5 protein-coding genes are annotated in these 11,423 nt (G+C 75.3%); all 5 read right to left on the reverse strand.

What is annotated here, in order from left to right:
• Positions 1–736: 736 nt before the first annotated feature.
• The 5 genes from ACFXAE_RS35315 to ACFXAE_RS35335 all read right to left on the reverse strand — a co-directional run bounded on the left by ACFXAE_RS35315 (position 737) and on the right by ACFXAE_RS35335 (position 11,281).
• A complete protein-coding gene (locus ACFXAE_RS35315; RefSeq protein ID WP_384723511.1) occupies positions 737–1,585 on the reverse strand; it encodes an ABC transporter permease in 849 nt (282 codons plus the stop codon).
• Between the two features lie 31 nt (positions 1,586–1,616).
• Positions 1,617–2,639: an ATP-binding cassette domain-containing protein gene (locus ACFXAE_RS35320; protein WP_384723514.1), complete on the reverse strand. Its 1,023-nt coding sequence runs from the start codon at positions 2,637–2,639 to the stop codon at positions 1,617–1,619.
• A gap of 119 nt (positions 2,640–2,758) precedes the next feature.
• Positions 2,759–7,996 carry a beta-ketoacyl synthase N-terminal-like domain-containing protein gene (locus ACFXAE_RS35325; protein WP_384723517.1) on the reverse strand — a complete coding sequence of 1,746 codons (5,238 nt, stop codon included), beginning with the start codon at positions 7,994–7,996 and terminating at the stop codon, positions 2,759–2,761.
• Positions 7,997–8,130: 134 nt separating this feature from the next.
• Positions 8,131–10,350, reverse strand: coding sequence for an aminodeoxychorismate synthase component I (pabB, locus tag ACFXAE_RS35330; RefSeq protein ID WP_384723520.1), 2,220 nt, complete (start codon positions 10,348–10,350; stop codon positions 8,131–8,133).
• Between the two features lie 160 nt (positions 10,351–10,510).
• Positions 10,511–11,281, reverse strand: a complete 771-nt coding sequence (locus ACFXAE_RS35335; protein WP_384723523.1) for a thioesterase II family protein — start codon at positions 11,279–11,281, stop codon at positions 10,511–10,513.
• Positions 11,282–11,423 lie beyond the last annotated feature (142 nt).

Genomic DNA, 11,423 nt, shown 5'->3' on the forward strand with positions numbered 1-11,423 from the left:
GTCCACCGGCGGCCCTGGGACGCCTCCCCCTCGCGGGGGGCGGGCCGCTGCCTACGCGCACCGCTTCACGTTCAGAAACAGGGAGGTCGACCCGTTTGCCGCTCCCCGGCTGCCCGTTCGGAGCGGGCGCGGGCTGTCGCACAATTCGATGACCAGCGCTTTTGTCGCCGACCTGACACCTGATGTCGCCCGTTGAGGGGCGATCGACGACCGTGGCGGGCAGCGGGCCACAGGCCCCCCGCGAACCCGGGGCGCGCACCGCACCCGACCGGGACGCACCCGGCAGGGCCGGCACGGTCCGCGGGGCGTCCGCGGCCGGCCCCGCGCCGACCACGACTTCCGTGCCCCGATCACGGCTCCGGTGCGCCCGTTCGGCCCTCGCACCGCGCCCGCACGGAAAAGGGCCGGGAGTCCGCGTGAACAAGGACCGAAGGTCCGTACGGACAAGGACCCGGGAGTCGCACGACAAGGGTCCGTAGCCCGCAAGAAGAGAGCTTGTGCCCGCACATGGCGAAGGTTTGTGTCCGCGCAGGAAAGGGGCCCATGCCCGCACATGAGGAAGGCTTGTGTCCGCGCAGGAAAGGGGCTTGTGCCCGCCCATGACGAAGGCCCGTGTCCGCCCATGACGAAGGCCCGTGTCCGCACGACGAGAGCCCCTGCCCGCACGAAAAGGCCCGTGGGTGCCGGTAGGCACCCACGGGCCGAGTCCCCGCCCCGGGGGGGGAGCGGTGCGGGACTACAGGGGCCGGCGGAAGCCGGCCAGGGCGGCGATCGCGCCCGCCGCGCTGATCACCGCGCCGATGAGCAGTGCGGGAATCGCGTGGTCGAGGCCCGGCACGTCCAGCGCGAGGGCACGGGTGGCGTCGATGGCGTACGTCAGCGGGTTCACCTGGGCGACGGCCGCCAGCCAGCCCGGCAGGTCGGCGACCGGCACGTACGCGCTGGACGCGAACATCAGCGGGAAGATCACGATCAGGGCGAGGTTCTGCAGGGGCTCCGCGCGCCGCAGCCAGGCGCCGGCCGCGATGAAGGCCCAGCCCAGGGCGAAGCTGATGAAGAGCGTCAGCCCGGCGGACAGGGCGAGTTCGGCGATGCCCCCGTTGGGGGAGTAGCCCAGGACCGTCATCGCCAGCACCATGATCACGAGGATCTGCACGGCGCTGCGCACCAGCCCCACGAGACTGCGCGCGACCAGCAGGGCCCCGGGGTGCACCGGCAGCGAACGCAGCCTGGCGACCACGCCGTTGCGCAGGTCCTCCACGAGGCCCACCCCGGACTGCATCGCCGACTGGGCGGCGTTGTCCACCAGGACGGCCGGCAGCACGAAGTCGAGGTAGCTGACACCGTCCGGGAAGTGCGGGGGCATGCCCATCTTGCTGAACACCTGCGTCAGCACGAACAGGATGACGACGGGCTGGATCAGGCCGAACAGCACGATGCCCGGGTCGGTCACCATCGCCCGCAGCGACCGCCCGGTGAGCACCCGCACCTGGGCGACGAACGAACTCCCGCCGAAGTCGGGTGCCTTGAGAGCGACGGCCGCGGGCGCGTCCGGGCGCCGGGCGGGAGTGAGGTGCGTGGTCAAGGGGTCCTCCACAGAGGGCGTCGGGTGGCGGTCACGCCGGGGTCCGGGCGTGCTGCTCGGCGAGGGTCAGATACACGTCGTCCAGGGTCGGTTCGCCGAACGTCAGCTCGTCGGCCTCGACGCCCACCCGGTCCAGCGCGCGGACGACGTCCGCGATCTCCCGGGTGGCGTCGATCGGGACGACGAGGCTGCGGGTGCCGTCCTCGCCGCCGACCGGCGCGAACCCGGCGCCGCGCAGCGCGGCGCCGGCCCGCGCGGGCGCGTCGTCGCCGTCCAGCGTCAGCGTGACGGTGCGCCGGCCGACCGTGGCCTTGAGCTCGTCGGCGGTGCCGGAGGCGACGACCTTGCCGGCGGAGAGCACCGTGATCGAGTCGGCGAGCCGGTCGGCCTCCTCCAGGTACTGCGTGGTCAGCAGGACCGTGGCACCCTGCTCGACCAGGCCCTCGACGATCTCCCACAGCTTCAGCCGGCTGGTCGGGTCCAGGCCGGTGGTGGGTTCGTCGAGGAAGATCACCTGAGGACCGCCGACCAGGGACACGGCCAGGTCGAGGCGGCGCCGCAGGCCGCCCGAGTAGCCGCTCGCGCGCCGGTCGGCGACCGTGGTCAGCTCGAACAGCTCCAGCAGTTCCTCGGCCCGGGAGTGGGCGGCCCGGCGTCCCGCGCCGAGCAGCCGGGCGATCAGGACGAGGTTGTCCCGGCCGCTGAGCTGGGTGTCCACCGACGCGAACTGGCCGGTGAGACCGATACGGCGGCGGATCTCGAAGGGGTCGCGGGTCACGTCGTACCCCGCGACCGAGGCCCGTCCGGAGGACAGGGGCAGCGCGGTGGTGAGAATGTTGACGAGCGTGGTCTTACCGGCTCCGTTGTGGCCGAGGAGCGCCAGGACCGTGCCCTGGCGGGCGCTGACGCTGACCGAGTCCAGGGCGTTGACCGTGCCGAACGACTTGCTGACGGAATCCGCCACGATCATCGGATCGCCGCCGGAGCCGGAGCCCGGGCCGGATCGGGCCCCCGCTCCGGGCTGGGTGGTGGGGGGCATGACGAGCCCGCTCATGAGGTGATCTCCCGCTGGTGGATGTGCGCTGGGTGGAGGGCCGGCCACCGGCCGGCCCGTGGAGGCCGCCGCCCGCCGGGCGACGGGACAGGAACACGTGGGGACACGCCGAGGACCGTCTACCGGCCGCCCGGCGCGTCCGTACCGGCCGCCCCGTCCATGAGGCGGAACAGGTCCTCGTCCGTCGCGTCCTCCAGGTCCAGGGGGCCGGCGGCCGGTTCCCCGCCGTCGGCGCGGGCCGGCGCCCAGCGGGCGGCCAGCGTCCTCAGCCGCGCCGCCGTCCCGGAATCGAGGTCCGCGCCCGAGGTGAACAGTGCCTCGAGCTCGTCGACCAGGGCGCCCGCGTCCCGGACACGGACCGGGCCGGACCGCTGGAGCGTGTCGCACACCAGCCGGGCCACCGCGGCGGGGGAGGGGTGGTCGAAGACCAGGGTCGGCGGCAGCCGGACCCCGGTGACGGCGGTGAGCCGGTTGCGCAGTTCGACGGCGGTGACGGAGGTGACGCCCAGTTCGGTGAAGGCCAGTCCCGCGCCGGCGTCCGGCGGCAGCTCCCCGCCGATCACGGCCGCCAGCTCGCCGCGCACCAGCTCCGTCACCAGGGCCTCGCCCTCCGCCTCCGGCAGGCCCGCCAGCCGCTCGGCCAGCGCAGGTGCCGCGTCCGCCGCCCCCACCGTCTCGGGGCTCGCCACGGCCACCGTGCCGGCGGGCACGGAGGCCAGCCAGTACGACTCGCGTTGGAAGGCGTACGTGGGCAGGGGGACCGTCCGCGCGCCGGGCAGCACCGCCGGCCAGTCGACGGACAGACCGTGCGCGTGCAGCCGCACGGCGGCGGTGAGCAGGGCCCCCTCCTCGTCCTCCCCGCCCCGCAGCAGCGGCTCCACCACCGGCCCGGTGCCCGGCTCCCGCTGCCCGAGGCGTTCCTCCAGGCACTCGTCGACCATCGGGGTGAGCGCGGCCTCGGGGCCCAGTTCCACGTAGACGCCGGTCCGCGCGTCGGCCAGGTGTCCGACCGCGTCCGCGAACCGGACCGCCTCCCGGGCGTGCCGCACCCAGTGGCCGGGATCGCGGGCCTCCTCGGCGGTGAGCGGGCGGCCGGTGACCCCGGAGACCAGCGGCACCTCGGGCCCGGCGAAGGACAGGGACGCCACGGTGGCCCGGAACTCGTCGAGCACCGGGTCCATCAGCGGCGAGTGGAAGGCGTGACTGACCACCAGGCGGCGCGTCTTGTGCCCGGCGGCGGCCAGCTCCCCGGCCAGGTTGGCCAGCGGAGCGTCGGCGCCGGACAGCACCACCGAGCGCGGGCCGTTCACCGCGGCGACGGCGATGTCCGCCTCGCGCCCCTCGAGCCACGGCCGCACCTCGGCCTCGGAGCAGCGGACGGCGACCATCGCCCCGCCCGGCGGCAGCGACTGCATCAGCCGGCCGCGCGCGGCGACCAGCGTGCAGGCGTCCGGCAGACTCAGCACGCCCGCCACGTGTGCGGCGGCGATCTCACCGACCGAGTGGCCCACCAGCCGGGCGGGCGTCACCCCCCAGGAGGCCAGCAGCCGGTACAGGGCCACCTGGAAGGCGAACAGGGCGGGCTGCGCGTAGCCGGTGCCGTGCAGCAGTCCGGCCTCCTCGCTGTCCGGGCCGGCCCACATCACCGAGGTCAGCGGCCGTTCCAGCAGCGGGTCGAGCTCCGCGCACACCTCGCGCAGCGCGGCGTCGAACACCGGGAACGCGGCGGCGAGCGCGCGGCCCATGCCGGGCCGCTGACTGCCCTGACCGGTGAAGACGAACGCGGTCTCCGCGGAGCCGCCGCCCGCGCCCCGGCCCGCCGCCCCGGTGACGTCGCCCCGGGCGAAGGCGGCGGCCGCCGCGACGAGCGCGTCCCGGCCGGCCCCGGTGAGCACCGCCGTACGGCCGTGCAGGGAACGGGTGGTGAGCAGGGAGTACGCGATGTCGCGGGCCGGCACCTCCGGGTGCGCCTCGGCGTATTCGGCCAGCCGCCGCGCCTGGCCCCGCAGCGCCGCCGCGTCCCGGGCCGACACGAGCCACGGCACGACGGCCCGCTCGGCGTTCCCCGCCGGACCGGCCGGTGCGGCCTCGGCCCCGGCCTCGACCGGCGCCTCCTCGAGCACGAGGTGGGCGTTGGTGCCGCTGATGCCGAACGAGGAGACGGCCGCCCGGCGGGGCCTGCCCTCCCCGGCCGTCCACCCGCGGGCCTCGCTCAGCAGCCGCACGGTCCCCGACGACCAGTCCACCTGCGAGGTGGGGGTGTCCGCGTGCAGGGTGCGCGGCAGCACCCCGTGCTCCAGCGCCAGCACCGTCTTGATCACCCCGGCCACGCCGGCCGCCGCCTGGGTGTGGCCCAGGTTCGACTTGACCGAGCCCAGCCACAGCGGACGCCCCTCGGGACGTTCCCGCCCGTAGACGTCGAGCAGCGCCTGTGCCTCGATCGGGTCGCCCAGCGGTGTGCCGGTGCCGTGCGCCTCGACCGCGTCGACGTCCGCCGCCGTGAGCCCCGCGTCGGCCAACGCCCGCCGGACGACCCGGCGCTGGGCGGGGCCGTTGGGCGCGGTCAGGCCGTTGGAGGCACCGTCCTGGTTGACTGCCGAGCCGCGGATCACGGCGAGCACCCGGTGGCCGTTGCGCCGCGCGTCGGACAGCCGCTCCAGCAGCAGCAGACCGGCGCCCTCCGACCAGGCGGCCCCGTCGGCGCCCTCGCCGAAGGACTTGCAGCGGCCGTCGGGGGACAGGCCCCGCAGCCGGGAGAAGCCCACGAACGGCGCGGGCGTCGCCATCACCGCCACGCCGCCGGCGAGCGCCAGCTCCGACTCCCCCGACCGCAGCGACCGGCACGCCAGGTGCAGTGCCACCAGCGACGAGGAGCAGGCCGTGTCCACGGTCAGCGCCGGACCCTCCAGGCCCAGGGTGTACGAGATCCGCCCGGACAGCGCGCCGGCGGAGGTGCCCACCGGCAGCAGCCCCTCCAGTTCTCCGGACGGATCGGTCGCCCCCGTCGCGTAGTCGTGGTACATGGCACCGGTGAACACACCGGTACGGGTGCCGCGCAGCGACAGCGGATCGATCCGGGCCCGTTCCACGGCCTCCCAGGCGATCTCCAGCAGCAGCCGCTGCTGCGGGTCGGTGGCGAGCGCCTCCCGCGCCGACATGCCGAAGAACCCCGCGTCGAAGTGGGCGGCGTCGCGCAGGAAGCCGCCCTCGCGGGCGTAGGTGGTGCCCGGGTGCTCCGGGTCGTCGTCGAAGAGGGTGTCCAGGTCCCAGCCGCGGTCGGCCGGGAACCCCGACACGGCGTCGCCGCCCTCGTCGAGCAGCGCCCACAGTGCCTCCGGGGAGGCGATTCCCCCGGGCAGCCGGCAGGCCATGCCCACGATCGCCACCGGCTCGTCACCGGACGCCCGGCCGGGCGCCGGCTCCTCGTCCCGGTGGTTCAGCCCGGCCAGTTCCCGGGCGAGGGCGGCCGGGGTCGGGAAGTCGAAGGCCACCGCCGCCGGCAGCGGCAGGCCCGTCGCCCCGGCGAGCGTGTTGCGCAGCCGCACCGAGGCCACCGAGTCCAGGCCGTGCGCGCGGAAGGTGACGTCCGGTCCGATGGGCTCCGAGCCGTCCGGGTCCCCGAGCACCTCGGCGACCGCGGTCACGACCAGGTCGAGGGCGGTGCGCGGGTCCGGGCGGGGCGCGTCGGCGGGGACCGGCCCGGGGTGCGCGGCGGCGTCGGCCAGGATCCGCTCCAGCGCCCGCCGGTTGAGCTTCCCGGCGGGCGTGCGCGGCAGGGCCGGCAGCACCACGAGCTCCAGCGGGATCTTGTACTCGGCGACGCCGCGCTCCCGCAGGAACGCCGTCACCTCCCCGAGGCCCACCGGGCTCTCCGGCACGTCCCCGGCGTCCGGCGCCGCGGCCGGGCGCGCGGTCACCACGAGGCAGGGGTACTCCCCGAGCCGCGGATCCGGCTTGGCGACCACCGCCAGCGGACCGATGCCCGGCAGATCCGCCAGCAGGCCCTGGATCTCCACGGCGTTGAACTTGCGGCCGCCGACGTTGATCAGTTCGGCGGAGCGGCCGTGGAACACCACGAGACCGTCCTCGCCGATCGAGGCGAGGTCACCGGTGCGCAGCCAGCCGTCCTCCGAGACCACGGACCGGGTCAGTTCCGGCTCCCCGTAGTAGCCGCGGAACATGCTGGGGCTGCGGTAGTACAGCTCCCCCGCCTCGCCGGGAGCGCACGGCCGGCCGTCCTCGTCGAGGACACGCAGCCGCGCGCCCCGGACCGGCCGCCCCACACTGTGCGCGGCGACCTCCGGCGGGTCCCCGGCCAGGCTGCTGGTGCCGTTCCCGGCCTCCGACATGCCCCACACCACGACCAGCGCGGCCCGGAGGGTCTCGCGCACGTCGCGCACCAGGGCGGCGGGCAGGGCGGCGCCGGCGGTGAGCACCCGCTCCGGGCGGAACCCGGCGCCCCCTTCCGCCTCCCGGGCCCGGGACACCACGTCGTGCAGCTGCGCCGGTACGGCGACCACCACGCTCGGCCGCACCGACCGGGCGAGTTCGAGGAACCGGTCCACGTCCCACGCGCGCAGCAGCACCTGCCGGCCGGAACGGAACAGCGCCGAGTACATCGACTGCAGTCCGAAGCAGTGGGTCAGCGGGCAGGCCGTGATCAGGGTGCCGGCGAACGCCCCGGCGCTGTCCTCGGTGGCGGCACGGGAGTTGGTGAGCAGCGAGTCGTGGGTGTGCAGGCAGATCTTGGGCCGCGCGGACGTCGTACCGGAGGAGGGGAACAGCAGGAACGGCGCGTCGGGCCGCACCCGGACCGGCCGGGGCCGCTCACCCGTCCAGCGCGCCAGCAGGCCCCCGACCGACTCCGTGCCGTCCGCCGGGTCGTCACCGGTCACGAGGACCGTGCGCAGCGACGGCAGTGCCTCCCGCAGGGCCGCCGCGGCCAGCGGGCCGCCCGGCTCCTGGGTGCCCGGCGGCAGCACGAGCACCGTCGGACCGACCCGCTCCAGCAACGCCCTTACGTCGGCGGGGGCGTTGCCCTGGTGGACGGGCAGCGTGACCGCCCCGACCGACGCCGCCGCCAGGTGCAGCGTGACGTACTCCCAGCAGTTCGGCAGGTGCAGGGCGACCACGTCGCCGGGCCCGGCACCGGCCTCCTGCAGCGCGCGGGCCAGCGCCTCCACGTCGGCCCGCCATTCCCGCCAGGTGCGGGCGCGTTCCCCGTCCACCAGCGCCACCGCGTCGCCGCCGCCGCGCACGGCGGCGGCGAAGACGGCGGGCAGGGTGAGACCGTCCAGCTCGCCCTCGGCGGCACCGGGCGGCTGGATCTCGTAGTCGTCAGCGTGGACGGGCACCATCACTCCCGGGGGGTCGAGCGTTTCCGGCGAACGGGGAACCCTCCCAGGCTGTTGCCCGGCACCCCGGGTTTTCCCTAGACATGGGCCGCCGCAGGCATGCGGGGGCGGACGACGGGGGACGACCCCCGGCCCGCCTACGAGCCCGCCGGTGCCACGTCCGCCACGGCGTCGCCCGCCAGCTCCTCGCGCCCCGGGAACGCGGCGCCGAGCAGCCGCAGCAGCGGCGCCGCCTTCACCGCCGTCTCCTCGAACTCCGCCGCGGGGTCCGACAGCGCGATGACGGCGCCGCCGACGCCGTAGCGCAGCCGGTTCCCGCTGAGCACCACCGTGCGGATGACGATGCTCAGATCCACCGCCCCGGTGAGCGAGAAGTAGCCGATGGCCCCCGAGTACACGCCGCGCGGACCGCCCTCCAGCCGGTCGATGATCTGCATGGTGCGGATCTTCGGCGCCCCCGTCATCGAACCGCCGGGGAACGCGGCGCGCACGGCGGCGACCGGGCTGAGGTGCGGGCGCAGCCGTGCCCGCACCGTGCTCACCAGCTGGTGCACCGTCTCGTACGTCTCCACCTGGAACACCGGGTCCGCGACGACCGAGCCGACCTCCGCGCACCGGCCGAGGTCGTGCCGGACCAGGTCGACGATCATCAGGTTCTCGGCGCGGTCCTTCTCGCAGGCCGCCAGATCCCCGGCGAGCCGTGCGTCCTCCTCCGGGGTGTCGCCGCGCGGCCGGGTGCCCTTGATCGGCTTGGACTCCATCACGCCGTGCCGGTCGATGCGCAGGAACCGCTCGGGCGAAGTGCTGAGCACGGCCATCGGCCCGAAGTGCAGGAACGCGGCGAACGGCGCCCGGCTCACCCGGCGCAGACCACGGTACGCCTGCCACGGGTCCAGGTCGGTGTCCGCCTCGGCCATGTTGGTCAGGCACACCTCGTACGTCTCACCGGCCGCGATCTCCTGCTGGCAGACGTCGATCAGCTTGAGGTAGGCGTCGCGGTCGTGACGCAGCACCACCGGCCCGGTGCCGTCGGCCGCGGAGGCCTCGTAGGGCTCCGGTTCCCAGCCCGCGACCGTCTCCAGGGCGGCGGCGGCCGATGCGAGCCAGGACCGCGCCGCCTCCTCGTCGCCGTCCTCGGCCAGGGCCAGCAGGTAGGTCGTGTCGGTACGGTGGTCGAGCACCAGGGCGCGGTCGGCGAAGACGAGGACGGCGTCGGGGTCGGGGGAGCGGTGCGCCGGCTCCCCGCCGCACTCCGCCTTCAGTTCGTAGCCGAGGCAGCCGACCCAGCCGAGGGCGAAGTCGAAGGGCAGCTCGGGCACGTCGGTGCTCAGTCCGGCGAGGTCCCGCTCCAGCCAGGACAGGAAGGCCGACCGTTCGACGCGCGTGGTGCCGCCCCCGGTGACGGTCACGGTGCCGGCCTCCACGTCCGCCGTGGCGACACGGGCCAGCGGACCGGAGGCGTCCCCCATCACGGACAGCTGTCCGAGGCGTCCGCCCGGGCGGCTGCTGTCCAGCCAGAACGGGTGGTCGCCGGTGCGGAACAGCCAGTCGAAGGCGACCTCCGCGTCCCAGCGGGTGCGCAGCCGCTCGACGAGGACCCGCAGCCGCCGGGGCGGGCCGCCGCCCGCGGCCCGGTCACCGGACCCGGCCGTCACCGTCTCCCACCCGCCGCCCGCGCCCGCCGCCGTGCGCCCGGCCGTACCCGCGGTGTCGGGGGACCGGCGCTGCTCCGGAACGCTCCGCGTGACGGTGGGCCCGGACCCGCCGGGGCGGGAGCGGCCGTGCCGCTCGGTCAGCCGGCGGAAGTTCTCCAGCAGCCGGTGGCCCTCCTGGGTGCCGATGGACTCCGGGTGGAACTGAACACCCCACAGCGGCAGTGTCCGGTGGCGCAACGCCATCAGCACCCCGTCCGGCGACCACGCCGTGGCTTCGAGCTCCGGCGGCAGGTCCGTCACGGCGAGGGAGTGGTAGCGGACCACCTCCAGCGGCTGCGGCAGCCCCTCGAACAGCCCGGTGCCGTCGTGCCGCACGGCGGAGGTCCGGCCGTGGCGCGGCTCGGGCGCGCGGCCCACCGGGGCGCCGTGGGCCAGCGCCATGCCCTGGTGGCCCAGACACACCCCGAGCACGGGCAGCCGGCCCTCCTCGGCGATGCCCGCGCACAGCCCGAAGTCGGCGGGCCGGTGCGGTGTGCCGGGGCCGGGGGAGAGCACCACGTTGTCGAAGGAGTCGAGGAGTTCCGGCCGCCAGGCCGGGTCGTCGTTGCGGATCACCTCGGGCTCCCGCCCGTTGACCCGGGACAGGTAGTGGAACAGGTTGTAGGTGAACGAGTCGTAGTTGTCGACGAGCAGTGTGCGCATGAGCGTTTCCTTGTCCAGGAGGCGCGTGAGCGGAAAGTGACGTGGAACGTGACGGACGCGGGTGACGGTCCGGCCGTGTGCGGGCTCTCCGGTGGTGGGTCGACCACGACTCCTGCGCCGGCCCGGGTGGCGCCGTCCGGCGGCACCACCCGGGCGGACGTCAGGACGCCGGGGCGGACCGTGCCAGGTCGAGGGCGTCGGCGATCTCGCCGTTGACCGCGGTCAGGTGCTGGGTGAGGAAGAAGTGGCCGCCGGTGAACACCCGCAGCCGGAACGGGCCTTCGGTGTGGTCCTGCCAGCGCTCGGCCTCCTCGACCGTGGTGAGCGGGTCGCCGTCGCCGGTGAGCGCGGTGATCCCGCAGCGCACCGTCCGGTCCGGCGGGCAGGAGTACGTCTCGATGGCGCGGTAGTCGCCGCGCAGCGCCGGCAGGGCCATGCGCAGGATCTCCTCGTCGCCGAGGACACCCGCCGCGGTGCCGTTCAGCCGCTTCATCTCGGCGACGATCCCGTCGTCGTCCCGCAGGTGCACCTCCTCGGCACGCGTGGTCGACGGGCCGCGCCGGCCGGAGGCGATGACGGTGAGCGGTCCGGCGTCCTTCTGCTCCAGCCGCCACGCCGTCTCGAAGGCCAGCGCCGCGCCCATGCTGTGCCCGAAGAACACGCTGGGCCGGTCGTCCAGCGCCAGCAACTGCTCGGCGACCAGGTCGGCCAGCCGGCCGAGGTCCTCCACGCAGGGTTCCTTGCGCCGGTCCTGACGGCCGGGGTACTGCAGCGACAGGACCTCGGCGGCCGGGGCGAACCGAGCCGAGACCGGGTGGTAGAAGCTGGCCGAACCGCCCGCGTGCGGGAAGCAGACCAGCCGTACCGCGTCGGCGTCGGCCGGGTGGTAGCGCCGCAGCCACAGGGCCCCGGTGTCGTCAGCGGTGGTCACGGTGTGAGTCCCTTCGGTGATACCGCGGCCGACGGTGCTCCGCCGGCCGGGCGGGTCCGCGGCGGTCGTCCGCACGGGCGCACCTCCCGTTCGTGGACCGCCGCGGCCCGCTGTGCTCCCGGCGGATCGACCGGGCCTCTGG

Source organism: Streptomyces sp. NPDC059454 (assembly GCF_042749965.1).
In the GTDB taxonomy this organism is placed as follows: Bacteria; Actinomycetota; Actinomycetes; order Streptomycetales; family Streptomycetaceae; genus Streptomyces.

What these genes read in the sequence shown, in the direction of transcription:
- ACFXAE_RS35325 (WP_384723517.1), bottom strand. Translation starts at nt 7,996, where the DNA reads ATGGTGCCCGTCCACGCTGACGACTACGAGATCCAGCCGCCCGGTGCC.
- ACFXAE_RS35320 (WP_384723514.1), bottom strand. Translation starts at nt 2,639, where the DNA reads ATGAGCGGGCTCGTCATGCCCCCCACCACCCAGCCCGGAGCGGGGGCC.
- pabB (WP_384723520.1), bottom strand. Translation starts at nt 10,350, where the DNA reads ATGCGCACACTGCTCGTCGACAACTACGACTCGTTCACCTACAACCTG.